20 protein-coding genes are annotated in these 25403 nt (G+C 55.6%); 4 read left to right on the top strand and 16 right to left on the bottom strand.

What is annotated here, in order from left to right; translation table 11 throughout:
- Nucleotides 1–13: 13 nt before the first annotated feature.
- The 6 genes from ftsB to cysG all read right to left on the bottom strand — a co-directional run bounded on the left by ftsB (nucleotide 14) and on the right by cysG (nucleotide 5182).
- Nucleotides 14–325 (bottom strand): cell division protein FtsB, encoded by a 312-nt coding sequence (ftsB, locus tag JZ655_RS16480; protein ID WP_040074257.1) that lies wholly within the window; start codon nucleotides 323–325, stop codon nucleotides 14–16.
- Nucleotides 326–492: 167 nt separating this feature from the next.
- Nucleotides 493–816 (bottom strand): DUF3561 family protein, encoded by a 324-nt coding sequence (locus tag JZ655_RS16485; protein WP_046886152.1) that lies wholly within the window; start codon nucleotides 814–816, stop codon nucleotides 493–495.
- Between the two features lie 50 nt (nucleotides 817–866).
- Nucleotides 867–1472, bottom strand: a complete 606-nt coding sequence (cysC, locus tag JZ655_RS16490; protein WP_046886153.1) for an adenylyl-sulfate kinase — start codon at nucleotides 1470–1472, stop codon at nucleotides 867–869.
- On the bottom strand, nucleotides 1472–2896 hold the full coding sequence (cysN, locus tag JZ655_RS16495) for a sulfate adenylyltransferase subunit CysN (RefSeq protein ID WP_040074254.1): 1425 nt from the start codon (nucleotides 2894–2896) through the stop codon (nucleotides 1472–1474). The genes cysC and cysN overlap by 1 nt, the downstream gene beginning before the upstream one ends.
- A gap of 9 nt (nucleotides 2897–2905) precedes the next feature.
- Nucleotides 2906–3814 carry a sulfate adenylyltransferase subunit CysD gene (gene cysD / locus JZ655_RS16500; protein WP_040074253.1) on the bottom strand — a complete coding sequence of 303 codons (909 nt, stop codon included), beginning with the start codon at nucleotides 3812–3814 and terminating at the stop codon, nucleotides 2906–2908.
- Between the two features lie 9 nt (nucleotides 3815–3823).
- Nucleotides 3824–5182: a siroheme synthase CysG gene (gene cysG / locus JZ655_RS16505; RefSeq protein ID WP_207293869.1), complete on the bottom strand. Its 1359-nt coding sequence runs from the start codon at nucleotides 5180–5182 to the stop codon at nucleotides 3824–3826.
- A gap of 240 nt (nucleotides 5183–5422) precedes the next feature.
- On the opposite strand from cysG, the gene JZ655_RS16510 reads away from it, so the two are divergent.
- Complete coding sequence (locus JZ655_RS16510) at nucleotides 5423–6466, top strand: aminopeptidase (protein WP_207292321.1); 1044 nt, start codon at nucleotides 5423–5425, stop codon at nucleotides 6464–6466.
- A gap of 98 nt (nucleotides 6467–6564) precedes the next feature.
- Here the strand turns inward: JZ655_RS16510 and cysH are convergent, their stop codons facing one another.
- From cysH to cysJ, 3 genes are read right to left on the bottom strand one after another with little or no spacing between them, the layout of a single operon-like run.
- Complete coding sequence (gene cysH, locus JZ655_RS16515; protein ID WP_040074250.1) at nucleotides 6565–7299, bottom strand: phosphoadenosine phosphosulfate reductase; 735 nt, start codon at nucleotides 7297–7299, stop codon at nucleotides 6565–6567.
- Between the two features lie 15 nt (nucleotides 7300–7314).
- Nucleotides 7315–9027: an assimilatory sulfite reductase (NADPH) hemoprotein subunit gene (cysI, locus tag JZ655_RS16520; RefSeq protein ID WP_040074249.1), complete on the bottom strand. Its 1713-nt coding sequence runs from the start codon at nucleotides 9025–9027 to the stop codon at nucleotides 7315–7317.
- Nucleotides 9027–10832 carry an NADPH-dependent assimilatory sulfite reductase flavoprotein subunit gene (gene cysJ / locus JZ655_RS16525; RefSeq protein ID WP_207292322.1) on the bottom strand — a complete coding sequence of 602 codons (1806 nt, stop codon included), beginning with the start codon at nucleotides 10830–10832 and terminating at the stop codon, nucleotides 9027–9029. Before cysJ ends, cysI begins: the two co-directional genes overlap by 1 nt.
- A gap of 305 nt (nucleotides 10833–11137) precedes the next feature.
- Between cysJ and queD the strand changes: the two genes are divergently transcribed.
- The gene (gene queD, locus JZ655_RS16530; RefSeq protein WP_040074247.1) at nucleotides 11138–11500 is read left to right on the top strand and encodes a 6-carboxytetrahydropterin synthase QueD; all 363 of its coding nucleotides are present in this window, start codon (nucleotides 11138–11140) and stop codon (nucleotides 11498–11500) included.
- Between the two features lie 30 nt (nucleotides 11501–11530).
- Here the strand turns inward: queD and queE are convergent, their stop codons facing one another.
- Complete coding sequence (queE, locus tag JZ655_RS16535) at nucleotides 11531–12202, bottom strand: 7-carboxy-7-deazaguanine synthase QueE (protein WP_207292323.1); 672 nt, start codon at nucleotides 12200–12202, stop codon at nucleotides 11531–11533.
- Between the two features lie 254 nt (nucleotides 12203–12456).
- Between queE and JZ655_RS16540 the strand changes: the two genes are divergently transcribed.
- Nucleotides 12457–13671 carry a glycosyltransferase gene (locus JZ655_RS16540; protein WP_207292324.1) on the top strand — a complete coding sequence of 405 codons (1215 nt, stop codon included), beginning with the start codon at nucleotides 12457–12459 and terminating at the stop codon, nucleotides 13669–13671.
- A gap of 53 nt (nucleotides 13672–13724) precedes the next feature.
- On the opposite strand, the gene eno is transcribed toward JZ655_RS16540, so the two are convergent.
- The 5 genes from eno to rlmD form a co-directional block, all read right to left on the bottom strand.
- The gene (gene eno, locus JZ655_RS16545) at nucleotides 13725–15020 is read right to left on the bottom strand and encodes a phosphopyruvate hydratase (protein ID WP_032613680.1); all 1296 of its coding nucleotides are present in this window, start codon (nucleotides 15018–15020) and stop codon (nucleotides 13725–13727) included.
- Nucleotides 15021–15102: 82 nt separating this feature from the next.
- Nucleotides 15103–16740: a glutamine hydrolyzing CTP synthase gene (gene pyrG, locus JZ655_RS16550; RefSeq protein WP_040074244.1), complete on the bottom strand. Its 1638-nt coding sequence runs from the start codon at nucleotides 16738–16740 to the stop codon at nucleotides 15103–15105.
- 223 nt (nucleotides 16741–16963) lie between these two features.
- Nucleotides 16964–17755, bottom strand: a complete 792-nt coding sequence (gene mazG / locus JZ655_RS16555; RefSeq protein ID WP_207292325.1) for a nucleoside triphosphate pyrophosphohydrolase — start codon at nucleotides 17753–17755, stop codon at nucleotides 16964–16966.
- Nucleotides 17756–17823: 68 nt separating this feature from the next.
- On the bottom strand, nucleotides 17824–20058 hold the full coding sequence (gene relA, locus JZ655_RS16560) for a GTP diphosphokinase (protein ID WP_046886160.1): 2235 nt from the start codon (nucleotides 20056–20058) through the stop codon (nucleotides 17824–17826).
- 47 nt (nucleotides 20059–20105) lie between these two features.
- On the bottom strand, nucleotides 20106–21407 hold the full coding sequence (gene rlmD / locus JZ655_RS16565) for a 23S rRNA (uracil(1939)-C(5))-methyltransferase RlmD (RefSeq protein ID WP_207292326.1): 1302 nt from the start codon (nucleotides 21405–21407) through the stop codon (nucleotides 20106–20108).
- Between the two features lie 57 nt (nucleotides 21408–21464).
- Here rlmD and barA point away from each other — a divergent pair, with 57 nt between their 5' ends.
- Nucleotides 21465–24224, top strand: a complete 2760-nt coding sequence (gene barA / locus JZ655_RS16570; RefSeq protein WP_040074240.1) for a two-component sensor histidine kinase BarA — start codon at nucleotides 21465–21467, stop codon at nucleotides 24222–24224.
- 23 nt (nucleotides 24225–24247) lie between these two features.
- On the opposite strand, the gene JZ655_RS16575 is transcribed toward barA, so the two are convergent.
- Nucleotides 24248–25387 (bottom strand): glycerate kinase, encoded by a 1140-nt coding sequence (locus tag JZ655_RS16575; RefSeq protein ID WP_207292327.1) that lies wholly within the window; start codon nucleotides 25385–25387, stop codon nucleotides 24248–24250.
- Between the last annotated feature and the right edge of the window lie 16 nt (nucleotides 25388–25403).

Here is a 25403-nt window from a genome sequence, read left to right on the forward strand (position 1 = left end):
CATCCCGGGCTAATTATCGATTGTTTTGTACAGAGCCCTGGTTGCGTTTAGACGCATCCGGAACCAGACGATAGAAGGTTTCGCCCGGCTTAGTCATACTGAGTTCATTGCGTGCACGTTCTTCAATCGCCTCTTGCCCGCCATTGAGGTCATCAATTTCGGCAAAAAGTTGATCGTTTCGCGCTTTAAGTTTGGCGTTTGTCGCCTGCTGTGCCGTCACGTCATCGCTGACGCGACTATAGTCGTGAAGGCCGTTCTTACCGAACCACAGCGAATACTGAAGCCAGACCAGCAAAGCCAGCAACAGCAGCGTAAGTTTACCCATCCTGCCCCCTGAAAAACGGCATCATCATCCCATAACTTTCCCCACGACTCTACTCTGGGGCTACAGAGATGCCGCAACATCGCGGGCAAATGTACCACATTTTTTCCGCAGATTCGCGCCAGCACACCATTGCACATAGTTGGTTACGGTTTGAATTATGGCTGAACTTATCCCATGAGCCACAAAAATAACAGCCCGAACAGGACGACGACCGTCACAATGGTGATGATGGCGCTATAAAGCAGTCTGCCATCCAGCAGCGAGTGCAGCGCAATGCCGACCACAACCGCGACGGGCATCAGCGCCAGGAAGAAAGGCCAGGTATAGAGGAAGAAAAACAGCGTGTTACTGCCGTAAATCAGAAACGGGATGCCCAGCGCCATAAGCCACGAGATAAAGCCGACGATCGCCCCAGGGAAAGACCAGGTCGTCTCGTCGTTAGTCGCTACTGTTTCCGACCTGGTGATAATGTAATTTTCGCTGTTACGCATCGCTAATCCTGTACCATGACACATCGGGGAAGCCTAAGCCCGATACCGTCTCAGGATCTGATAATATCGCCCTGTCTGAGCAGGTCTAATAATTGGCCTACTAAATTTGTTACCAATTGTTGACCTTGCAGGTGAATTTCAGGCGTTTCAGGCGCTTCGTAAACGGCATCAATTCCGGTGAAGTTTTTCAGCTCGCCCGCGCGCGCTTTCTTATACAGGCCCTTCGGATCGCGCTGCTCACATACGGCCAGCGGCGTATCGACAAAGACCTCCAGAAAACGGTCGTTACCCACGCGCTCGCGTACCATCTGCCGCTCGGCGCGGTGCGGAGAGATAAAGGCCGTCAGGACCACCAGCCCGGCGTCGGCCATCAGGCTGGCCACCTCACCGACCCGACGAATATTCTCTTTGCGATCATCATCGCTAAAGCCCAGATCGCGACACAGGCCGTGGCGTACGTTGTCGCCATCAAGCAGATAGGTGCTGACCCCCGCCTGGTGAAGCGCCTCCTCCAGCGCCCCGGCAACGGTCGATTTACCCGAGCCCGAAAGCCCGGTAAACCACAGCACAACCCCACGGTGACCGTGGAGTTGTTCGCGTTGCGCGACGGTAACCGGATGAGGATGCCAGACGACGTTCTCATCATGTTGCGCCATTACTTGCCTCCCAGCAGATCGCGTGCGCCCCAGTGTGGGAAGTGCTTACGCACCAGCGCGTTCAGCTCCAGTTCAAAGGCGCTGAATTCAGAGACGACGGCAGCCTCTTCATTAGGCTGGCGTACCATACCGGCGCCTACCGTGACGTTCGTCAGACGATCAATAAAGATCAGTCCGCCCGTGACCGGATTCTGCTGATAAGCGTCCAGCACCAGCGGTTCGTCGAAGGTGAGATCGACCAGACCAATACCGTTCAGCGGCAGTTCAGTGACATCGCGCTGGGTCAGATTATTGATATCCACCTGGAACTGAATACCGTCCACGCGGGCACGGGTCTTCTTGCCCGCGATTTTAATGTCGTAGCTCTGGCCTGCGGTCAACGGCTGTTCAGCCATCCACACCACATCCACGGCAGCCCCCTGCACCGCTTTTACCCTTTCCTGGGCATCCACCAGCAGGTCGCCACGGCTGATATCAATTTCGTCTTTTAGTACCAGGGTTACGGCTTCACCTGCCCCCGCTTCCTGGAGATCGCCATCGAAGGTCACAATGCGGGCGATGGCCGATTCCACGCCGGACGGCAGCGCTTTAACGCGCTGACCTACCTGCACAGAGCCGGACGCCAGCGTGCCAGAGAAGCCGCGGAAGTCGAGGTTCGGCCGGTTGACATACTGCACCGGGAAGCGCATTGGCTGGGTATCGACCACACGCTGGATCTCTACGGTCTCGAGTACTTCCAGCAGCGTCGGGCCGCTATACCAGGGCATATTTGCGCTCTGGGAGGCGACGTTATCCCCTTCCAGCGCCGAGAGCGGCACGAAACGGATATCAAGGCTGCCCGGCAACTGCTCAGCAAAGGTCAGATACTCTTCACGAATACGGTTGAACGTCTCTTCGCTGAAGTTCACCAGATCCATTTTATTGACCGCCACCACCAGGTGTTTGATCCCCAGCAGCGTGGAGATAAAGCTATGACGGCGAGTCTGGTCCAGCACCCCTTTACGCGCATCCATCAGCAGAATGGCCAGGTCGCAGGTGGAGGCACCAGTCGCCATGTTGCGGGTGTACTGCTCGTGCCCCGGGGTATCGGCAATAATAAATTTGCGCTTTTCGGTGGAGAAGTAGCGATAGGCCACGTCAATGGTGATGCCCTGCTCACGCTCCGCCTGCAGGCCGTCTACCAGCAGCGCCAGGTCGAGCTTTTCGCCCTGAGTCCCGTGACGCTTGCTATCGTTATGCAGCGACGAGAGCTGATCTTCATAAATCTGGCGTGTGTCGTGCAACAGGCGACCAATCAGGGTGCTTTTCCCGTCATCGACGCTGCCGCAGGTCAAAAAGCGCAGCAGGCTTTTATGCTGCTGAGCATGCAGGTAGGCTTCAACCCCGCCTTCGTCGGCAATTTGTTGTGCAATTGTGCTGTTCATGGCGGCTCCTTAGAAATAACCCTGACGTTTCTTCAGCTCCATGGAGCCTGCCTGGTCGCGGTCAATGACGCGGCCTTGTCGCTCGCTGGTGGTGGAGACCAGCATCTCTTCGATGATCTCCGGCAGCGTTTGCGCGTGAGATTCCACCGCGCCGGTCAGCGGCCAGCAGCCGAGGGTACGGAAGCGCACCATCTGTTTTTTGATCACCTCACCCGGTTGCAGGTCGATACGGTCATCATCAATCATCATCAGCATGCCATCGCGCTCCAGTACCGGACGCTCTGCGGCCAGGTACAGCGGAACGATTTCAATATTTTCCAGATAGATGTACTGCCAGATATCCAGCTCGGTCCAGTTTGAGAGCGGGAAGACGCGAATGCTTTCGCCCTTGTTAATCTGGCCGTTGTAGTTGTGCCACAGCTCCGGACGCTGGTTTTTCGGGTCCCAGCGGTGGAAACGATCGCGGAAGGAGTAGATACGCTCTTTCGCGCGGGATTTCTCTTCGTCACGGCGCGCGCCGCCGAAGGCCGCGTCAAAACCGTATTTATTCAGCGCCTGCTTCAGCCCTTCGGTTTTCATGATGTCGGTATGTTTGGCGCTGCCGTGCACGAACGGGTTAATCCCCATCGCCACCCCTTCCGGGTTTTTATGCACCAGCAGCTCACAGCCATAGGCTTTGGCGGTGCGGTCACGGAATTCATACATCTCACGGAATTTCCAGCCAGTGTCCACGTGCAGCAGCGGGAACGGCAGCGTGCCTGGATAGAACGCTTTACGCGCCAGGTGCAGCATCACGCTGGAATCTTTGCCGATGGAGTACATCATCACCGGGTTGGAGAACTCGGCGGCCACTTCGCGGATGATATGAATACTTTCCGCTTCGAGCTGCCGCAGGTGAGTAAGTCGTTTTTGGTCCATAACCGTTCCTTAAGCCAAATTTACAACAGAAGAACCAAAGCCTTCCGTCTCGGTTGTGTGCTGGAACCAGGCGAGCGTGCTATGCAGCTGCACCACTTCACCCACCACAATCAGGGCGGGCATAGGGGCGTCTTTCGCCAGGGTTGCAAGGTTGTGTAATGTGCCGATGGCGACATGCTGATCGGCGCGCGTGCCGCGAGAGATCACGGCAACGGGCGTTGCTGCATCGCGACCGTGTTTAATCAGTTGTTCACTAATGTCCGCCGCTTTCATGGTGCCCATGTAGATAGCGAGGGTCTGACGACTTTGCGCCAGGTGAGACCAGTCGAAGGGGGTGCTGTCGGCTTTGTAGTGCCCGGTAACAAAGGTGACGCTTTGGGCGAAATCACGATGCGTAAGGGGAATACCGGCATAGGCCGTTACCGCCGAGGCGGCCGTGATGCCCGGCACCACCTGGAACGGGATGCCCGCTTCCGCCGCGGCCTGCAGCTCTTCACCGCCGCGACCAAAGATAAAGGGATCGCCCCCTTTCAGGCGCACCACGGTTTTACCCGCTTTGGCTGCCGCAATAAGCATCTGGTTGGTTTCATGTTGCGGAATAGAGTGCTCTCCCGCCCGTTTACCCACGCAGATCTGCTCGGCGTCGCGACGAATAAGCTCGCGCACGCCGTCGGTAACCAGGTGATCGTAAAACACCACGTCAGCCTGCTGAATCACCTGTAAACCGCGCAAGGTCAGCAACCCGGCATCTCCCGGCCCGGCGCCGACCAGAATAATTTCGCCATTTGCCCCCTGCCCGGAGGCGAGTGAGCGTTCCAGGTGTTGTTCCGCTTCGGCCTGATTACCCGCCGCCATCAAACTGGCGAAGCGGCCGCGGAAAGCGCGATCCCAGAAGCGACGGCGACCGTCGGTGGTGGTAATCACCGTTTTCAGACGCTCACGAAACTGGCCCGCTACCGCGGCCATGCGGCCAAGGTTCGCTGGCAGCAGGGCCTCTATTTTTTCACGCAGCAGACGCGCCAGCACCGGTGCATTGCCACCGGAAGAGATGGCAACCAGCAGGGGCGAGCGGTCAACGATAGAGGGGAAAATAAACGAGCACAGCGGCTGGTCATCCACCACGTTCACCAGACGGTGACGGACATTCGCGGCATCAAAGACCTGGCGGTTCAGCTCGCGATCGTCCGTTGCGGCGATGACCAGTACCACGTGATCGAGCATGCTGGGCTCGAATTCGGCACCGGTAATGACCTGCACGCGCGCACCCGCCTTATGTAAAAAGGCAATTTTACGATCGGCGACCTCGCCCGTACCAACAACCAGTACGGGTCGATCTTTAATGGCAGCAAATAACGGCAGGTAGTCCACAGTGCTACAACTCACTAACAAACAGGAATAGTGGGACTATAGGGGGCGGCTAAGATCGAATGAAATTACGAATTGGAATGAGTAGTTACTCAATGGAATAACGCCCTGAAAAAGCTAATATCAAAAAGTGCTTAACGCGCGATTTTTCGGGGATTTAAGAGCAAATCAAATTGTGTAAGGCCGATCACAGTTTCATACTAGGCGCGTCAAATTTTTTGCTCTGTTTTTAAGGACTCCCCTATGTTTTCCGCAATGCGCCACCGTATCGCTGCCCTGGCGTTCGGCGTTTGCTGTATCTTCCCCGTTCAGGCAAAAACCCACCCTTTTGGTGAAATGGCCGCCGAACAGGCACGACACATTGCCACCGTGTTTCCAGGACGCATGACCGGAACGCCCGCCGAAATGCTTACCGCCGATTATGTGCGTCAGCAGTTCGCCGGAATGGGGTATCAGAGTGATATCCGCACCTTCCACAGCCGCTATATCTATACCTCCCGCAATCGTACGCAAAACTGGCATAACGTCATTGGCAGCACGGTGATTGCAGCGCATGAGGGCGAAACGGCACAGCAGATTATTATTCTCGCCCATCTCGATACTTTCGCGCCGATGAGCGATAACGATGTGGATAACAACCTGGGCGGCTTAACGCTACAGGGGATTGATGACAACGCAGCCGGCGTCGGGGTGATGCTGGAGCTGGCAGAACGCCTGAAAGATATTCCGACCCAGTATAGCGTGCGCTTTATTGCCACCAGTGGCGAAGAAGAGGGACGACTTGGGGCCGAAAATGTACTGAATCGCATGAGCGAGAAAGAGAAAAAAAATACGCTGCTGGTGATCAATCTCGATAACTTAATCGTGGGCGATAAACTCTATTTTAATAGCGGCAAAACCACCCCGGCCCCGGTGCGTAAGATCACCCGGGACCGCGCGCTGACGTTAGCCCGTGCGCACGGCATTTTCGCCACCACCAACCCCGGTGGCAATGCGGCCTACCCGAAAGGAACAGGTTGCTGCAACGATGGTGACGTGTTTGATAAGGCCGGGATCCCGGTGCTGTATGTTGAAGCAACCAACTGGTCGTTGGGTAAAAAAGATGGCTACCAGCAACGGGCGAAGTCGAAAGCGTTCCCGGATGGCACCAGTTGGCATGACGTGAGACTGGATAATCAGCAGTACATTGATAAAACCCTGCCGCAGCGCATAGAACACCGCAGTCGCGATGTGGTGCGTATTATGCTGCCGCTGGTGAAAGAGCTGGCGAAAGCGGGGAAAGCGTAGCGCGGGGTTTTCCCCTCACCCTAACCCTCTCCCACAGGGAGAGGGGATCTTACAAAGCACGCTTCCCCCCCAGCCCTTCAGAGAGAGGGGGAAATCACTCAACCTTCGTGCAATCCGCATTCGCGCTTAAGCCCAAAGAAGCGGGTCTCTTCTTCCGCCATGCCGGGCTCCCATTTACGCGTGGTATGGGTATCGCCCACCGACAGATAGCCCTGATCCCACAGCGGATGGTATTTCAGCCCATGCTGTTGCAGATACTGATACACGGTACGGTTGTCCCAGTCGATGATCGGCAGCACTTTGAACACGCCGCGCTGGACAGCCAGCACCGGCAGGCTGGCACGGCTGCCAGACTGATCCCGGCGCAGCCCGGCAAACCAGGTTTGCGCGTTAAGCTCTTTCAGCGCCCGGTTCATCGGCTCGACTTTGTTGATCTCATTGTATTTCTCAATGCCCTCAACGCCCTGCTCCCACAGCTTGCCGTAACGCGCCTCCTGCCAGGCCGCGCTCTGCGCTGCGCGATACACTTTCAGGTTCAGCTTCAGCTTATCCGTTAACTCATCAATAAACTGATAGGTCTCCGGGAACAGATAGCCGGTATCGGTGAGGATCACCGGAATGTCCGGGCGGATCTGATTCACCAGATGCAAACTGACCGCTGCCTGGATACCAAAGCTCGATGAGAGCACAAACTCTCCCGGCAGATTTTCCAGCGCCCATGCTACACGCCCTTCGGCGTCCAGCTTCTCCAACTGGGCATTGGTTTCTGCAAGCTGAAGAACACGTTCCACTTTGGGCAGTGCATTCAGGGCATTTAAATCGAGTACGGACATAATTACCTCTCGTGTTTACTCCCAGAAATCCCTTGCGGGATCGAGCACCGGGCGAATGATGCCCGCACGCACCGTAAAGTCGCCGAAGCCTTCACCCGCTTCGCGCTCTTTCGCCCAGCGCCCGACAAGCTGGTCAATGGAATCGAGAATTTCCGGCTCCGTGATGTTTTCGCGATACATTCGCGGAATGCGTGTTCCCATCCGGTTACCGCCCAGATGCACGTTGTAACGGCCCGGCGCTTTACCCACCAGTCCCAGCTCGGCCAGCATCGCGCGGCCACAGCCGTTCGGGCAGCCGGTCACGCGCATCACGATATGCTCGTCCGGGATACCGTATTTTTGCAGGATCGCTTCCACTTTGTCGGTGAACGACGGCAGGAAGCGTTCGGCTTCAGCCATCGCCAGCGGACAGGTTGGGAACGAGACGCAGGCCATTGAATTTTCACGCTGCGGTTTCACCGCATCCATCAGCCCGTGGCTGCGCGCCAGCTCTTCGATCTTCGCTTTCTGATTTTCTGGCACGCCAGCAATGATCAGATTCTGATTAGCGGTGATCCTGAATTCGCCCTGATGGATCTTAGCAATTTCCAGCAGGCCGGTTTTCAGCGGACGCCCCGGATAATCGAGAATACGGCCGTTTTCGATGAACAGCGTCAGGTGCCAGTTATTATCGATACCTTTCACCCAGCCGATGCGATCGCCGCGCCCGGTAAATTCGTAAGGACGGATCGGTTCGAACTTAATGCCTGCGCGACGCTCCACTTCCGCTTTGAACGTCTCAACGCCCACGCGCTCCAGCGTGTATTTGGTTTTCGCGTTTTTACGATCGGTACGGTTACCCCAGTCGCGCTGGGTGGTAACGACCGCTTCCGCCACTGCCAGGGTGTGCTCCAGCGGCAGATAACCAAACTCACTCGCAGTACGTGCATAGGTATTCTTGTTGCCGTGCTCGATTGAAAGCCCCCCGCCCACCAGCAGGTTAAAGCCCACCAGCTTGCCGTTTTCCGCAATGGCGACAAAGTTCATGTCGTTAGCGTGCAGATCGATATCGTTCTGCGGTGGGATCACCACGGTCGTTTTGAACTTACGCGGCAGATAGGTCTGTCCGAGGATCGGCTCTTCGTCGGTGGTTGCCACTTTTTCCTGATCGAGCCAGATCTCCGCGTAGGCGCGGGTGCGCGGCAGCAGATGTTCAGAGATCTTTTTCGCCCACTCGTAGGCTTCTGCGTGCAGTTCGGACTCGTATGGGTTCGAGGTGCAAAGCACGTTACGGTTCATGTCATTGGCGGTCGCCAGCGCGTCCAGCCCGACGGAGTGCAGCATCTGATGTACCGGCTTCACGTTCTTCTTCAGAATGCCGTGGAACTGGAAGGTCTGACGGTTGGTCAGACGGATGCTGCCGTAAATCGTGTTTTCACCGGCAAACTTGTCTATCGCCTGCCACTGTTTCGTGGTGATGATCCCACCCGGCAGGCGGCAGCGCAGCAGCATCGCATGACGCGGCTCCAGCTTCTGCTCGGCACGCTCGGCGCGAATATCACGGTCGTCCTGCTGATACATACCGTGGAAACGGATCAGCAGAAAGTTATCGCCTTTAAAACCGCCGGTCAGACCGTCATTCAAATCTTCGGCAATGGTGCCACGTAGGTAGTTGCTCTCTACCTTCATGCGCTCGGCATCAGACAGTTTGCCTTCGACCACCAGTGGGCCAGGATGTTTTTCGCTCATTAGTAGACATCTCGCTGATAACGGCGCTCTACGCGCAGCTCACTTAAAAATTCATCCGCCGCTTCGGCATCCATACCGCCGAATTCGGCAATCACTTCCAGCAGTGCCTGCTCAACGTCTTTCGCCATACGATTGGCATCGCCGCAGACATAAATATGGGCGCCATCATTAATCCAGCGCCACAGCTCTGCGCCCTGTTCGCGCAGTTTGTCTTGTACGTATACTTTTTCTTTTTGGTCGCGAGACCAGGCCAGATCGATGCGCGACAGCACGCCCTCTTTGACGTAGCGCTGCCACTCAACCTGATAAAGGAAATCTTCGGTAAAGTGTGGGTTGCCGAAAAAGAGCCAGTTTTTACCCGGCGCCTCGTCTGCCGCACGCTGCTGCATAAAGGCGCGGAATGGCGCAATACCGGTTCCGGGGCCAATCATAATCACCGGGGTTTCCGGGTTAGCCGGCAGGCGGAAGTTGTCGTTATGTTCGATGAACACCCGGACTTCACCATCCTCTTCCACGCGATCAGCCAGGAAGCTGGAAGCGCCGCCCGCCCGGGCACGACCTTCGATGTCGTAGCGCACTGCACCCACGGTAATGTGCACTTCGCTTTCCACTTCCGCCTGCGACGAGGCGATGGAGTAAAGACGCGGTGTGAGGGGGCGCAGCAGGCCAACCAGCGCCTCAGCATCCAGCTGTGCCGGCGAGAAACGCACCATATCGACAATCGGCGTGGTGGCGGCGTAATGCTGCAACTGTGCCTTATCCCCTACTAACGGCAACAGCGTTTCGCTGCGCGTTAAGGTGGCATAGTTTTCTACGATATTGGCGGTGTTGACGGTCAACTCAAAATGCCACTGCAGGGCCTCGGCCAGCGGCAGGGTTTTGCCATCCACGGTAACGGGCTCATCGCCCTTCAACCACAGCAACTCAACCAGCTCTTTCACTAAGGCAGGGTCATTCTGATACCAGACGCCCAGCGCATCGCCTGGCTGGTAGCTCAGGCCCGAATCACCGAGATCGATTTCGATATGACGCACATCTTTTTCAGAGTCACGGCCGGTGATTTTTTGGTTAACGGAGAGCGCAGCCGTCAGCGGCGCCTCTTTAGTATAAGGGCTGGAGGAGACTTCATTTACCGCGCCGGACGCGGTAACGGCGGCCTGAGCCGGCGTCTCTTTTGGCACACGCGCTTTCAGCACATCCACAATGCGCTCGCGCCACTGGGCCGCTGCTGCCTGATACTCTACATCGGTATCAACGCGGTCCAGCAGACGCTCGCCGCCGAGCTCCGCCAGTTTGCTATCAAAATCTTTACCCGACTGGCAGAAGAATTCATAGGAAGAGTCCCCGAGACCAAAGACGGCAAACGCCGTGCCGTCGAGCTTCGGCGCTTTCTTAGAAAACAGGAATTTATGCAGCGCTACCGCCTCTTCTGGCGGCTCACCTTCGCCCTGCGTTGAGGTCACCACCAACAGCAATTTTTCTGACGCGATTTGCTTAAATTTGTAATCTCCGGCGTTGACCAGATTCACGTTCAGTTTGGCGGTCAGCAGGTCATCGCGAAGTTGCTCTGCCACACGACGAGCGTTACCGGTCTGGGACGCGGAGATCAGCGTAATCGACGGAACCTCGACCGCTGCCGCAGGTGCAGCGACCGCAGCGCCCGGCTGCTGGTTAAGGACACCCCAGAAATAGCCAGAAACCCAGGCAAGCTGGTGAGGAGAGAGATCGGTGGTGGCTGCCTGGAGGCGCGCCAGTTGCTCCGGATTTAGCGGTAGCAAATTTGAAGGTGGGGCCTGTGTTGTCATGCGTCGTTATGTTCCAGTAGCAAAGCGGACTTTAAGCGAATAAATCCAAACTGAAGATAAGGTTAACGGCGGCGATAATAACAATTAAAGAAGGGATGGAAATATTAAATAACCAAATGGACTAACCTGTTTTAGTTATCGTTCTTAACAATAAAAACGATTATTTAACCTAATGAAATTTATAGATAAAAAAGCAAATTACCCCATAACTTAAGCCCACCGGCAAGTTTGGCCGTTTTAGCTAATGATAAAAAAAGTCCTTTCCGGTACTATGCGGCGGTTTTTTCCGCATTTGAGAGTCCACGATGTCCACCACACTGTTTAAAGATTTCATCTTCGAAGCCGCACACCGCCTGCCTCACGTACCGGAAGGACACAAATGTGGCCGTCTGCACGGGCACTCCTTTATGGTGCGCCTTGAAATTACGGGTGAGGTCGATCCGCATACGGGCTGGATTATGGATTTTTCCGAGCTGAAAGCGGCCTTCAAACCCACTTATGATCGCCTCGATCACTATTATCTGAACGACATTCCGGGTCTGGAAAACCCCACCAGCGAAGTGCTGGCGAAATGGATTTGGGATGTGATGAAACCGCAGGTTCCGCTGCTGAGCGCGGTGATGATCAAAGAGACCTGCACCGCCGGGTGTGTCTATCGCGGCGAGTAAAAAAAAGCCCGGTTAAACCGGGCTTTTTTTTTAAGCGATGTTCAGGTACTTGTGCGTCTGCATCGACAACCGCCAGTTGCGGGCGATGCAGGTTTCGATGCACAGGCGCGTGGCATCCTCTTTCTGACTGATGGGTTGCAGCGCAATCACGCGCTGTTTTTCATCCGTCAGCGTTGTCAGCAGCTCATCCAGCGCTTCGATATCCCGCACGCGGCCAACCGGATGCTTGATTTCATCAGCACGCTCCAGCGCCTGGGATAAGATATCGTAGCCGCCGCGCATGTTTACCTTAGGTGAGACCGTCACCCAAGTGGTGTGAGAGCAGCGGACTTCGTGGGTACCGCTGGTCTCAATCTGGCAGCTATAACCATTTTTTTCCAGCAACTGGGTGAGCGGCATCAGATCGTGAATGCAGGGCTCGCCCCCGGTGATCACCACGTGACGCGCCGTCCAGCCCTGGCGGCTAATAATCGCCAGCAGATCTTCCGAACTGGCCGCGCCCCACTTATCGCTCTCTTTGGTTTTGGCCAGGATGCTAAACAGCGACACTTCTCGATCCGCGAGCTTATCCCAGGTATGTTTGGTGTCGCACCAGGCACAGCCTACCGGGCATCCCTGCAAACGAATAAAAATAGCGGGAACGCCGGTAAAGTAACCCTCGCCTTGCAGGGTCTGGAACATCTCGTTAATCGGGTACTGCATAGTTATCTCTGGTCTGATTTGCGGGGGGGCATTATTGCAGATCGCACATAATCAGGCAAAACAACCCCGGCCTCGATTTTATACCTGTCAGTTTAAGGATAGCCAGGCTAACAGTCCTAAGGTAGAAAGCCGTTTTCAGAAGGCAATGTTAAAAACATTAAAACTTACGCTACGCTTTAAAGATATCGCCCATCCGGCACGCGTCGACGTTAACCTCCTTGACTGAGTAGCCATCACAATACTGGACAAGCAGAATGAGCCATTTTGCGGTAATAACGCTACCGTTATACAGCCATATGCACGCTATGGAAGCACTGGCAAAACACCTTATCATGCGCGGCCATCGGATCACTTTTTTTCAGCAGGAAGAGGCTCGCACCTTGCTCAGGGAACCGCAGGCGCACTTTGTCGCTGTGGGTAACCCGACGCAGTCTGCGATGCACGAGCCGGGGTTTTTTCGCCTGATATCAGATATGGCAAGCGTTACCGATATGCTGTGCCGTGAACTTCCCCTCGCCTTCCGGCAGCACAATATTGACGCCGTGATTGTCGATCAGATGGAGCCGGCTGGAGGGTTGGTGGCACAAGCTCTCAACCTGCCTTTTATCTCCATCTGCTGCGCCCTGCCGGTAAACCGGGATAACAACATCCCCCTGCCAGTGATGCCTTTTCGCTATGGCACCAGCGATCGCTGCCGGAAATTATACGCCTCCAGCGCGGATGTTTATGACTGGCTGATGTCGAGACAAGGCCGGGTAATTGCCCGTCATGCCCGGGCATTTGGTCTGCCTTCGCGCAGCAGACCAGATCAATGCCTGTCGCCGTTGGCGCAAATCAGCCAGACCATTCCAGGCTTTGATTTTCCGCGCTCCTTGCCCGCCTGCTTCCATGCGGTAGGCCCGCTACGCTACGATCCGCTAACGGTTTCATCCGGCAAAAAGAAGCCGTTTGTTTTTGCGTCATTAGGCACGATCCAGGGCTACCGCTTTGGACTGTTCCGCACGATTGCCCGCGCCTGCCGACAGGCTGGTGTGCCCTTGCTTATTGCCCACTGCGACAGACTCAATGCAAGTCAAACCGCCCGGCTGGCGCGTACGGGGACGCAAATTGTAGGATTTACCGATCAGCTGGCGGTATTACGTGATGCCAGCGCCGTCATCACCCACGCCGGACTGAATACGGTTATGGATGCCATCGCCACCGCCACGCCTATCCTCGCCGTGCCGCTGGCATTTGATCAGCCAGGCGTCGCCGCCCGCGTGGTCTTCAGCGGCATTGGTCTTAAGGCCTGCCGTTTTTCGCCGAGCCGCACGCTCAGCCAGCATCTTCTCGACCTGCTGGAAAATAAGCAGTACACGCAGCGCATCACCGCCCTCCAGACTCAGTTGATAAACGCCGGAGGGGCAGCACGGGCTGCAGAAATTATTGAACGGGCGGTATATACACGTCATAGCGTACCGACGGTGTGATGATAAAAAAAAACCCGCCGAAGCGGGTTTTTTCTAAAGATTAAGGTTCAGGATTACTGACCTTTGATCTCTTTACGGCCGTTGTATGGTGCTTTTTCGCCCAGCGCTTCTTCGATACGAATCAGCTGGTTGTATTTAGCAACACGGTCAGAACGGCTCATAGAACCGGTTTTGATCTGGCCTGCAGCGGTACCCACTGCCAGGTCAGCAATGGTCGCATCTTCAGTTTCGCCAGAACGGTGGGAGATAACCGCAGTGTAGCCAGCGTCTTTCGCCATTTTGATCGCAGCCAGAGTTTCGGTCAGAGAACCGATCTGGTTGAATTTGATCAGGATGGAGTTAACGATGCCTTTCTCGATACCTTCTTTCAGGATCTTGGTGTTGGTTACGAACAGATCGTCACCAACCAGCTGGATTTTGTCGCCCAGTACTTTGGTCTGGTATGCGAAACCATCCCAGTCAGACTCGTCCAGACCGTCTTCGATAGAGACGATTGGGTACTGTTTGGTCAGGTCTTCCAGGAAGTGAGTGAACTCTTCGGAGGTGAATGCTTTGTTGCCTTCGCCAGCCAGGACGTATTTACCGTCTTTGTAGAATTCAGATGCTGCACAGTCCATCGCCAGGGTGATGTCGGTGCCCAGCTCGTAGCCCGCTGCTTTAACCGCTTCTGCGATTACAGCCAGTGCTTCGGCGTTGGAGCCCAGGTTAGGTGCATAACCACCTTCGTCACCAACTGCAGTGTTCATACCTTTAGCTTTCAGAACTTTAGCCAGGTTGTGGAACACTTCAGAACCCATACGTACCGCTTCTTTCAGGGTTTTCGCGCCAACTGGCTGAATCATGAATTCCTGAATATCAACGTTGTTGTCTGCGTGCTCACCACCGTTGATGATGTTCATCATTGGTACAGGCATGGAGTATTTGCCTGGGGTGCCGTTCAGTTCAGCAATGTGCTCGAACAGTGGCTGACCTTTGGACGCAGCGGCAGCTTTGGCGTTTGCCAGAGACACGGCCAGGATTGCGTTCGCACCGAAGTTAGATTTGTTTTCAGTACCGTCCAGATCGATCATGATCTTGTCGATGCCAGCCTGGTCTTTCGCGTCTTTGCCCAGGATAGCCTGTGCAATTGGGCCGTTAACCGCGCCAACCGCTTTGGTTACGCCTTTGCCCAGGAAACGGGATTTGTCGCCATCGCGCAGTTCCAGCGCTTCGCGGGAACCAGTAGAAGCACCTGACGGCGCAGCTGCCATACCGACGAAACCACCTTCCAGGTGTACTTCGGCTTCAACAGTCGGGTTACCACGGGAGTCGATGATTTCACGACCGATGACTTTAACGATTTTGGACATTAGATTTTCCTCAGTACAAGTTAAACTAAAACTCCAGACAAACAACGCGTACCAAAGGTACGCGTTGCCGTTCTAACTTTTTTTACTTCGCCTGACGCTTCTGGTAATCGCTGGCGGCTTTCACGAAGCCGGCAAACAGCGGATGTCCATCGCGCGGGGTTGAAGTAAATTCCGGGTGGAACTGACAGGCAACAAACCATGGATGGTTCGGCACTTCGATGATCTCGACTAACTGATCATCCCCGGAGCGGCCCGCAACACGCAGGCCCGCGGCTTCAATCTGTTTCAACAACATGTTGTTGACTTCATAGCGGTGACGATGGCGCTCGGTGATGGTCGGCTCGCCGTACAGCTTGCGAACCACGCTATCATCGGTCAACTGGCAGGCCTGTGCGCCAAGACGCATTGTGCCACCCAGATCGCTCTTCTCGGTACGGACTTCGACGTTACCTTCTTCGTCGCGCCATTCGGTGATAAGCGCCACAACAGGGTACTTACAGTCTGGCACAAATTCCGTAGAGTTCGCGTTTTCCATCCCCGCTACGTTGCGCGCAAATTCGATCAGCGCAACCTGCATACCCAGGCAGATGCCGAGGTAAGGAATATTGTTTTCACGCGCATAGCGTGCGGTGGCGATCTTGCCTTCAACACCACGGTAGCCGAAGCCGCCTGGGATCAAAATCGCATCCAGATCTTTCAGAATTTCAACGCCGCGTGTTTCAACATCCTGCGAATCAATCAGCTTGATGTTTACAGAGACGCGGTTCTTCAGACCACCGTGTTTCAGCGCTTCGATAACGGACTTATAGGCATCTGGCAGTTCGATGTACTTGCCAACCATACCGATAGTCACTTCGCCTGCCGGGTTCGCTTCTTCATAGATAACCTGTTCCCATTCAGACAGGTTAGCTTCCGGACAGTTCAAGCTGAATCGTTTACAAATATAATCGTCCAGCCCCTGAGATTTCAACAGGCCTGGAATTTTATAAATGGAATCGACATCTTTCATTGAAATAACGGCTTTTTCTGGCACGTTACAGAACAATGCAATTTTCGCACGTTCGTTCGCTGGCACCGCACGATCGGAGCGGCAAACGAGGATGTCTGGCTGAATACCGATAGAGAGCAGCTCTTTAACAGAGTGCTGGGTCGGCTTGGTTTTCACTTCACCGGCAGCCGCCATGTACGGCACCAGCGTCAGGTGCATGAACAGCGCGTGTTCACGACCGATATCCACCGCCAGTTGACGAATTGCTTCCAGGAATGGCAGGGACTCGATATCCCCTACGGTACCGCCGATTTCCACCAGCACCACGTCGTGGCCTTCGCCACCCGCGATAATGCGCTCTTTAATGGCATTGGTGATGTGCGGGATAACCTGAACGGTTGCGCCCAGATAGTCGCCACGGCGCTCTTTACGCAGAACGTCAGAATAGATACGGCCAGTGGTGAAGTTGTTGCGGCGGCTCATTTTGGTGCGAATGAAGCGCTCATAGTGACCCAGGTCCAGATCGGTTTCGGCGCCGTCTTCAGTAACGAACACTTCCCCGTGTTGGATCGGGCTCATGGTGCCAGGATCGACGTTGATGTACGGATCCAGTTTCATCATGGTCACATTGAGGCCACGGGCTTCAAGAATGGCTGCGAGGGAGGCTGCGGCAATGCCTTTACCCAGAGAGGATACGACCCCGCCGGTCACAAAAATATAGTTCGTTGTCATGCTGAACCTGAGAAGTTAGGGTGAAACGATGGAATAACCAGGACGGGAAAGTAGTATACCCGAACACGGCGAGCGCCACAAACTTTCATTCTCCGTCTCCATTCCAGGCCATGACAAACATAAGGAGTGAGAAAATAGCCCCTTTTGGGTAAATGTTTTTGACGCAAATCAAGCGCTTGTCATTTAAAAAATCACACAAATTGCGCTTGGTCGCAAAAAGCCGTTAGAGATCAGTTTCCTGGCGTTTTACTTCCTGCCAGACTTCTTCCATTGCATTAAGGTCAACCCCGGTCATTTCCAGGCCGCGCGCCGCAATAATGCGTTCTACTTCGCGGAACCGACGTTCAAACTTCAGGTTCGCTTTTTGCAGTGCCGTCTCGGCCTTTACCCCTAAATGGCGCGATAAATTTACCGTGGCGAAGAGCAGATCGCCAACTTCCTCTTCCAGCTTCGCCTGGTCAACGACCGCCTGGTTAGCTTCGTGCATAACTTCATCGATCTCTTCATGCACTTTGTCGAGCACCGGGCCAAGCGTGGTCCAGTCAAACCCTACCGTGGAGCAACGCTTCTGGATTTTATGGGCGCGCATCAGCGCGGGCAGGCTTAAGGGGATGTCATCAAGTGCAGAATGCTGTGATTTTTCAGCGCGTTCCGCACTTTTGATCTGTTCCCAGCGGGCAAGAACCTCGCTGCTGTTTTCGGCCGTCGCGTCGCCAAAAATATGCGGATGACGGCGTTCGAGCTTGTCGCTGATGGCCGCACAGATGTCGTTAAAATCAAAACGCCCCTCTTCCTGCGCCATCTGGGCGTAAAAGACCACCTGAAACAGCAGGTCGCCCAGCTCACCGCGCAGATCGTCGAAATCTTCGCGGGAGATAGCATCCAGCACTTCGTAAGTCTCTTCCAGGGTATAAGGTGCGATGGTGGCAAAGGTCTGCTCTTTGTCCCACGGGCAGCCATTTTCCGGGTCGCGCAGGCGCTGCATGATGCCAAGCAGGCGGTCGATTTGAGTCATAATTCTGTCCTGATAAAAAAAGAGCCGGGTGAGCGAGCGCGCCCTACCCGGCTTACAAAAAAGAAGGATTAGCCGCCGTGCAGACGACGCGCGTCAATCACATCCGGCACCTGGTTCAGCTTACCGAGCACGCGGCCCAGCACCTGCAGGTTATAAATTTCGATGGTCATATCAATGGTGGCCAGCTGCTGACGCGTATCGCTGCGGCTGGCAACCCCGAGAACGTTGACCTTTTCATTCGCCAGAATGGTAGTGATATCGCGCAGCAGACCGCTGCGGTCATTGGCGGAGACCCGCACCACCAGCGAATAACCCGCAGAGTAGCTTTCACCCCAGACGGCATCGACGATGCGTTCCGGCGCATGGGATTGCAGCTCTGCCAACTGATCGCAGTCCGCGCGATGAATGGAGATCCCGCGCCCCTGGGTGATAAAGCCCACAATTTCGTCGCCGGGAATGGGCTGACAGCAGCGGGCAATGTGGTGCATCAGATTCCCCACGCCCTCAACCACCACCCGGCCATTATCCTTGCTATGGTGCTGCGGCGGCACGTAGGTTTTCTGCTGCAGTTGTTTCAGTGCTGCCGCATCCTGCTCTTCCGCGCTCGGCTTATTAAACTGGGCCTGCAGGAAGTTGACCATCTGGTTAAGACGGATGTCGCCCCCACCGATGGCGGCCAGCAGCTCATCCAGCTCGTTGAAGTTGTAGCGTGGCAGGAGGTGTTTTTCCGCCTCTTTCAGGTGAATACCTAAATGCTCCAGCTCATCGTCCAGAATCTGGCGGCCGGCGAGGATGTTTTTGTCACGATCCTGTTTACGGAACCAGGCGTGGATTTTCGACCGTCCCCGGCTGGTGGTGACATAGCCCAGGTTCGGGTTGAGCCAGTCACGGCTGGGGTTCGGCTGTTTCTGGGTGATGATTTCAATCTGATCGCCCATCTGCAACTGATAGGTAAACGGCACGATACGGCCACCAATTTTGGCACCGATGCAGCGATGGCCTACATCGCTGTGAATATGGTAGGCAAAATCGAGCGGGGTCGATCCTGCGGGAAGATCCACCACGTCGCCCTTCGGCGTAAAGACATAGACCCGGTCATCAAAGACCTGGCTGCGCACCTCATCCAGCATTTCGCCGGAGTCGGCCATCTCCTCCTGCCACGCAATCAGCTTACGCAGCCAGGCGATGCGATCTTCATGGCCGGAACGCGCCCCGCCTGAGGTGCCCTCTTTATATTTCCAGTGCGCGGCGACGCCCAATTCGGACTCTTCGTGCATCTGTTTGGTACGGATCTGGATCTCCACCGGTTTGCCGCCCGGCCCCAGCACCACGGTGTGGATCGACTGGTAGCCGTTCGGTTTCGGGTTCGCGACGTAGTCGTCGAACTCATCCGGCATGTGGCGGTAATGGGTGTGAACAATCCCCAGCGCAGCGTAGCAGTCCTGCAAACGCTCGGCAACGATTCGCACGGCGCGCACATCAAACAGCTCATCAAAGGCGAGATGCTTTTTCTGCATTTTGCGCCAGATGCTGTAGATGTGCTTCGGCCGGCCATAGACTTCGGCCTTCACGCCCTCTTCTTTCATCGACTTACGTAAGCCGCCGACAAACTCTTCAATGTAGTGTTCGCGGTCGATACGGCGTTCATGCAACAGCTTAGCGATACGTTTGTATTCCGCCGGATGCAGGTAGCGGAAGCAGTAATCCTCCAGCTCCCATTTCAGCTGGCCGATCCCCAGACGGTTCGCCAGCGGCGCATAGATATTGGTGCACTCTTTCGCCGCCAGCACGCGTTCGTCTTCCGGCGCATCTTTGACTTCGCGCAGATGGGCCACGCGTTCGGCGAGCTTAATGACCACGCAGCGGAAGTCATCCACCATGGCCAGCAGCATACGGCGAACGTTATCGACCTGTTCGGAAGAGACGGAGTCGGTATGGGTTGCTTTAAGCTGGCGGATAGCCGCCATGTCACGTACGCCGTGTATCAGCGAGACGATCGACTTCCCGACGCTTTCGCGCAGCACCTCTTCGGAGACCACCTCGGCGTCGGCCAGCGGGAAGAGCATGGCGGCGAGCAAAGTGTCAATATCCATGCTCAGCATGGAGAGGATCTCCACCATCTCTACGCCGCGCCACAGCAGCAGCTCGGCATCGGGATGCCCTTGGGTGGTGCGCAGACAATAGGCCCAGGTTTCGGTTAAGCGTTCACACGACTGCTGGCTGGAAATCCCCAGACTTGCGATCCATTTTTGTGGGTCAAACTCACCAGCTTTATTGAGATGTGCACTTCTTACCGCAACCATTGTCCTCTCCTTTTGGGACCGTGCCTGTCGAATTCGACAAGCCGAAACTAATCGATGTGCTCAAACAACGCCATGGATTCCAGGTGTCCAGTGTGCGGGAACATATCCAGCATTGCCAGACGCGTAATTTGGTAACCCGCACGCAATAATGCCTCACTATCCCGGGCAAGCGTCGCCGGATTGCAGGAGACATAAACCACGCGCGTTGGCGCGAGTTTAATAATATGCTGCATCACGCCAGGCGCGCCAGCGCGTGCCGGGTCGAGCAGGATTTTATCGAAACCGTGCTTCGCCCAGGGCTGCTGCGTGACATCCTCTTCCAGGTTCTCATGAAAGAATGTCACGTTGTTCAGCTCATTGTGACGGGCATTGTCACGCCCTTTTTCCACCAGCGCTGCCACCCCTTCGACCCCCACCACGCTCTGTGCCCGCGTAGCCAGCGGCAAGGTGAAGTTACCCATCCCACAAAACAGATCCAGTACCCGGTCGTCACGCTGAACGTCAAGCCAGGCCATTGCGGTCTCCACCATTTGCTGGTTAACCCCGTCGTTGACCTGAATAAAATCGCGTGGGCTGAACGTTAAGCGTAGCCCGTCTGAATCATACCAGGGGCTTTCACCGCTAAGCTGCTCAAGTATCTCGCTTTGCGGAGCGAGATAAAGCGCAAGCTGATGGGAATGCGAAAAGCGTTCCAGTTTTTCGCGATCTTTCGCACTGAGCGGCGCGGTATGGCGCAAGACCATCATTGGCCCGTTGTTCGCCTGCACCAGTTCTACGTGGCCGAGATGACGCACACCCTCCAGTCCGGAGAGACATTCGCGCACCGCGGGGAGCAATGCCTCAAGTTGGGGCGCAAGAACGGGGCACTGTTTGACGTCAACAATATCGCTGGAGTTGGCTTTACGAAAACCCATTTCCAGGCGTTCTGTTTTCGGCTGATAGTTAAGGCTGAGCCGCGCACGACGCCGATAGCCCCAGGGCGTGTCGGCGATAATCTCGTTGACCTCATTTTTCAATAAACGCGCCAGCGCGCTGCTTTTGCTTTTCTCTTGCAGGGCAATGCTGGCATGCTGTTGCTGGCAACCGCCACAGACGCCAAAGTGCGGACAACGCGGGATTTCGCGTTCGGGGCTATCATTCAGGCGGCGTTTTACCTGGCCGCGGGCATACTGACGTTTCTCTTCCGTCAGGGTGATTTCCGCCCGTTCCCCCGGTAACAAACCCGGAATAAATAACGCCTTACCGTTATGGCGCGCCACGCCCTGACCGAAGGGATCAAGGTCGGTGACATCAACAGTTATGATCTGACGCGTCGTCACGCGTCGCTTTGCAGAGTAGAATTGCGCCATTGTCGGGATTTATCTCGTATGAACTTATTGACTCTAATTGTCCCATAACGGAACTCCATGACCAACTACAGCCTGCGTGCGCGCATGATGATTTTGATCCTCGCCCCGACCGTTCTCATCGGTTTGCTTCTGAGCATCTTCTTTGTTGTGCACCGCTATCATGACCTGCAGCGTCAGCTGGAAGACGCAGGAGCCAGCATTATCGAACCGCTGGCCGTCTCCAGTGAATACGGTATGAACTTGCAAAATCGCGAGTCAATCGGCCAGCTTATTAGCGTGTTACACCGGCGTCATTCGGAGATCGTGCGAGCCATTTCCGTCTATGACGAACATAACCGTCTGTTCGTGACCTCAAATTTCCACCTTGATCCTGGCACGCTGAAAATCCCGGATAACACGCCGTTTCCCCGCAGGCTGAGCGTGGTGCGCCGTGGCGATACTATGATTTTACGTACCCCGATTATCTCCGAAAGCTATTCGCCTGATGAATCCGCCGTATCGGATGCGAAAACCAGCAGTAATATGCTGGGATATGTGGCGCTGGAGTTGGATCTTAAGTCCGTGCGGCTCCAGCAGTACAAAGAAATTTTCATCTCCTCGGTGATGATGCTCTTCTGTATCGGTATCGCCCTGATCTTTGGCTGGCGCCTGATGCGCGACGTGACCAGCCCTATCCGCAACATGGTGAACACCGTTGACCGTATTCGTCGGGGTCAGCTTGATAGCCGCGTTGAAGGATTTATGCTCGGCGAACTGGATATGTTGAAAAACGGCATCAACTCCATGGCGATGTCGCTGGCTGCCTACCACGAGGAGATGCAGCACAACGTTGACCAGGCCACCTCTGATTTACGTGAAACCCTGGAGCAGATGGAGATCCAGAACGTCGAGCTGGATCTGGCCAAAAAGCGTGCCCAGGAGGCGGCGCGCATTAAATCTGAGTTCCTGGCCAATATGTCGCACGAGCTGCGTACGCCACTGAATGGCGTGATTGGCTTTACCCGCCTGACGCTGAAAACGGAGCTTAATCCAACCCAGCGCGATCATCTGCATACCATCGAGCGTTCGGCGAATAACCTGCTGACTATCATTAACGATGTGCTCGACTTCTCGAAGCTGGAAGCGGGCAAGCTGATTCTGGAGAGTATCCCCTTCCCGCTGCGTAACACGCTGGATGAAGTGGTCACGCTACTGGCCCACTCCTCCCATGACAAGGGGCTGGAGTTAACGCTTAACATCAAGAATGATGTGCCGGACAACGTGATTGGCGACCCACTGCGCCTACAGCAGGTGATCACGAATCTGGTGGGCAATGCCATTAAATTTACCGAAAGCGGCAATATCGACGTCCTGGTGGAGAAACGCGCGCTCAGTAACACTAAAGTGCAGATTGAAGTACAGATCCGCGACACCGGCATTGGCATTCCTGAGCGCGATCAGTCCCGGCTGTTCCAGGCATTTCGTCAGGCGGATGCCAGCATCTCGCGGCGCCATGGCGGTACCGGGCTGGGTCTGGTCATCACCCAGAAGCTGGTGAAAGAGATGGGTGGGGATATCTCCTTCCACAGTCAGCCGAACCGGGGCTCCACCTTCTGGTTCCATATCAATCTCGATCTTAACCCCAACGTGGTGACCGATGGCCCGGTCATGGACTGCCTGCGGGGCAAGCGGCTGGCTTACGTTGAGCCGAATACCGCCGCGGCTCAGAGCACGCTGGATGTGCTCAGCATCACCCCGCTGGAGGTGATTTACAGCCCGACCTTCTCGGCGCTGCCGGAAGACCATTACGATATTCTGCTGATGGGGATCCCGGTGACCATTACCGGGGAACTGACCATGCAGCAGGAGCGGCTGGCAAAAGCTGCGTCCATGACCGATTACCTGCTGTTAGCTCTCCCCTGCCACGCCCAGATTAACGCCGAAGAGCTGAAGCATGACGGCGCCGCGGCCTGTCTGTTAAAACCCCTCACCTCCACGCGCCTGTTGCCAGCACTCACTGAATATTGTCGTCTGAATCACTATGCCGTGCCGCTGGTGAACGATGAGAGCAAGCTGTCGATGACGGTGATGGCGGTGGACGATAACCCGGCAAACCTGAAGCTCATTGGCGTACTGCTGGAAGATCAGGTACAGCATATTGAACTGTGCGAAAGCGGGGCAAAAGCGGTGGAGCGCGCCCGGCAGATGCAGTTTGATCTGATTCTGATGGATATTCAGATGCCCGACATGGATGGCATCCGCGCCTGCGAACTGATTCGCCAACTGCCGCACCAGCAGCAAACGCCGGTGATTGCCGTTACGGCGCACGCGATGGCCGGGCAGAAGGAGAAGCTGCTCGGCGCAGGCATGAATGACTATCTGGCCAAGCCGATCGATGAAGAGAAGCTGCATAGCCTGCTGCTGCGCTACAAACCCGGCCCGACAACCACCAGCTGGATTGCCCCGCCTGAAAGCCCGGAGCCGGCGATAAACAATAACGCTACCTTCGACTGGCAGCTGGCATTACGCCAGGCGGCGGGGAAACCGGATCTCGCCAGGGAGATGCTGCAAATGCTGATCGCTTTCCTGCCGGAAATTCGCAACAAGGTGGAAGAACAACTGGTTGGAGAAAATCCGCCGGATCTGCTTGAAGCCATCCATAAGCTGCATGGCAGCTGCGGCTATAGCGGCGTACCGCGTCTGAAAAATCTCTGTCAGCTACTGGAACAGCAATTACGTTCCGGCACCCCGGAAAGCGAGCTGGAGCCTGAGTTTCTGGAACTGCTGGATGAGATGGATAACGTCACGCGGGAAGCCACCAAAATTCTGGTGTTGTAACCGCCAGCGGGAGCAAAGGGAGCTCAGGCTCCCATTCCCACTTTCACTGCCGCCGCAACGTTGCGGGCCGTCATGCGAACGTTCTCGCTGGCGTTTTCCAGCGCCTCTTCCAGCGTGCAGATGGTATAGAGGACGCTAAAGACGGCATCCAGTCCGTGGTCATGTACTACGCCCACGTCGGCAGTCAGGCTGCCGGCGATGCCGATAACCGGCTTGTTGTAACGTTTAGCGATTTTCGCCACGCCGACGGGCACTTTGCCGTGAATGGTCTGGCTGTCGATGCGCCCTTCACCGGTGATCACCAGATCCGCATCGGCTACCTGCCGATCAAGATCTAGCGCGTCGGTCACGATCTCAATTCCCTGGCGCAGGTGCGCACCACAGAACGCGTAGAGTGCGGCACCCATCCCCCCCGCAGCCCCCCCGCCTTCGAGGCTGAGTACATCAACGTCGAGATCCCGGGCGATCACCTGCGCATAGTGTTCCAGCGCCTTATCCAGCCGCGCGATCATCTCAGGGGTCGCCCCTTTTTGTGGGCCAAAGACGGCGGTAGCCCCCTCCTTGCCGGTGAGCAGATTGGTCACGTCACAGGCCACATCAATGCGGCACCCGGCCAGCCGTTTATCCAGACCGCTAATATCAATGCGTGAAATGTTCTCCAGCGCCTCGCCGCCGGGGCCAATTGGCTCACCCTGCGCGTTAAGAAGTTTCGCCCCCAGCGCCTGCACCATACCGGCACCGCCGTCGTTGGTTGCGCTGCCGCCGATGCCGATAATGATATGGTTAACGCCCGCATCCAGCGCGTGGCGGATCAGCTCTCCGGTTCCCCAGGAGGTGGTTTTGAGTGGATTACGTTGAGAAGGGGCAACCAGTTCAAGGCCGCTCGCCGCAGCCATTTCAATAAAGGCGCTCTCTTTGTCACCCGAGCGGCCATAAAACCCCTCAACGCTTTCGCCCAGCGGCCCGGTTACGCGCACGTGAACAATTTCGCCCTGAGTGGCGGCCACCATTGCTTCGACGGTGCCTTCACCGCCATCAGCAACCGGCAGTTTGACGTACTCTGCCGTGGGAAAAATCTCGCAAAAACCTTGCTCAATCGCCGTTGCGACTGCCAGAGCACTCAAACTTTCTTTGTATGAGTCCGGTGCAATCACTATTTTCATAAGCCGTCCTTACGCC

This window comes from Leclercia pneumoniae (genome assembly GCF_017348915.1).
In the GTDB taxonomy this organism is placed as follows: Bacteria; Pseudomonadota; Gammaproteobacteria; order Enterobacterales; family Enterobacteriaceae; genus Enterobacter; species Enterobacter pneumoniae.

Excerpts from the sequence above, each read along its gene's own strand:
- ftsB (WP_040074257.1), bottom strand. The coding sequence starts at position 325 with ATGGGTAAACTTACGCTGCTGTTGCTGGCTTTGCTGGTCTGGCTTCAG.
- JZ655_RS16485 (WP_046886152.1), bottom strand. The coding sequence starts at position 816 with ATGCGTAACAGCGAAAATTACATTATCACCAGGTCGGAAACAGTAGCG.
- cysC (WP_046886153.1), bottom strand. The coding sequence starts at position 1,472 with ATGGCGCAACATGATGAGAACGTCGTCTGGCATCCTCATCCGGTTACC.
- cysN (WP_040074254.1), bottom strand. The coding sequence starts at position 2,896 with ATGAACAGCACAATTGCACAACAAATTGCCGACGAAGGCGGGGTTGAA.
- cysD (WP_040074253.1), bottom strand. The coding sequence starts at position 3,814 with ATGGACCAAAAACGACTTACTCACCTGCGGCAGCTCGAAGCGGAAAGT.
- JZ655_RS16510 (WP_207292321.1), top strand. The coding sequence starts at position 5,423 with ATGTTTTCCGCAATGCGCCACCGTATCGCTGCCCTGGCGTTCGGCGTT.
- cysH (WP_040074250.1), bottom strand. The coding sequence starts at position 7,299 with ATGTCCGTACTCGATTTAAATGCCCTGAATGCACTGCCCAAAGTGGAA.
- cysI (WP_040074249.1), bottom strand. The coding sequence starts at position 9,027 with ATGAGCGAAAAACATCCTGGCCCACTGGTGGTCGAAGGCAAACTGTCT.
- cysJ (WP_207292322.1), bottom strand. The coding sequence starts at position 10,832 with ATGACAACACAGGCCCCACCTTCAAATTTGCTACCGCTAAATCCGGAG.
- queD (WP_040074247.1), top strand. The coding sequence starts at position 11,138 with ATGTCCACCACACTGTTTAAAGATTTCATCTTCGAAGCCGCACACCGC.
- queE (WP_207292323.1), bottom strand. The coding sequence starts at position 12,202 with ATGCAGTACCCGATTAACGAGATGTTCCAGACCCTGCAAGGCGAGGGT.
- JZ655_RS16540 (WP_207292324.1), top strand. The coding sequence starts at position 12,457 with ATGAGCCATTTTGCGGTAATAACGCTACCGTTATACAGCCATATGCAC.
- eno (WP_032613680.1), bottom strand. The coding sequence starts at position 15,020 with ATGTCCAAAATCGTTAAAGTCATCGGTCGTGAAATCATCGACTCCCGT.
- pyrG (WP_040074244.1), bottom strand. The coding sequence starts at position 16,740 with ATGACAACGAACTATATTTTTGTGACCGGCGGGGTCGTATCCTCTCTG.
- mazG (WP_207292325.1), bottom strand. The coding sequence starts at position 17,755 with ATGACTCAAATCGACCGCCTGCTTGGCATCATGCAGCGCCTGCGCGAC.
- relA (WP_046886160.1), bottom strand. The coding sequence starts at position 20,058 with ATGGTTGCGGTAAGAAGTGCACATCTCAATAAAGCTGGTGAGTTTGAC.
- rlmD (WP_207292326.1), bottom strand. The coding sequence starts at position 21,407 with ATGGCGCAATTCTACTCTGCAAAGCGACGCGTGACGACGCGTCAGATC.
- barA (WP_040074240.1), top strand. The coding sequence starts at position 21,465 with ATGACCAACTACAGCCTGCGTGCGCGCATGATGATTTTGATCCTCGCC.
- JZ655_RS16575 (WP_207292327.1), bottom strand. The coding sequence starts at position 25,387 with ATGAAAATAGTGATTGCACCGGACTCATACAAAGAAAGTTTGAGTGCT.